Source organism: bacterium (genome assembly GCA_020440705.1).
Classification (GTDB): domain Bacteria; phylum Krumholzibacteriota; class Krumholzibacteriia; order LZORAL124-64-63; family LZORAL124-64-63; genus JAGRNP01.
Window position 1 is genome coordinate 1 of record JAGRNP010000360.1, and the last position, 566, is coordinate 566.

Annotated in this window: 1 protein-coding gene; it reads left to right on the plus strand. The window is 71.4% G+C overall.

The window, feature by feature from the left end:
• A partial coding sequence (locus tag KDM41_18785) for a pyridoxal-phosphate dependent enzyme (GenBank protein MCB1185471.1) occupies positions 1–356 on the plus strand: 356 nt, incomplete at its 5' end.
• Positions 357–566 lie beyond the last annotated feature (210 nt).

The window sequence follows — 566 nt, forward strand, 5'->3', positions numbered from 1 at the left end:
TCGGGGCCGAACCCGCGGCCGTGGACGACGCGTATCGCTCGCTGCGCGACGGCGTTCGCCATCCGGGGGTGCAGCCGCCGCGCAGCATCGCCGACGGTCTGCTGACCGGCATCGGCCAGAACCCGTTCGACCTGCTGCGGGCCGGCGCGGTCGAGGTCCTCACGGTCGGCGAGGACGCCATCCTGGCCGTGGCGCTCTTCTTCCTGCAGCGGATGAAGATCGTCGTCGAGCCGTCGTCGGCGACCGTGCTCGCAGCCATGCGCGCGCACCCGGCGCGTTTTGCGGGCCGGCGTGTCGGCGCGATTCTCACGGGTGGCAACACCGACCTCGCCTGGCTCGGCCGCACCACGGGCTGAGCGCGCTATCCTCCCCCCGCGCGTCCGCGGATTCCCGGGCGCATTCACCTCGACCTACCTCACATCATGCGCCCCGTCATCCTCCTCTTCGTCGCGACCTCGCTCGCCGCCCAGAACCTCTACGTCCAACCCCAGGGCTACGCCGGGGTCGAAGGCAACAGCTCGTCGGGCATCCCGTTCAGCTACGCGAGCGCCCGCGTCCAACAGTCC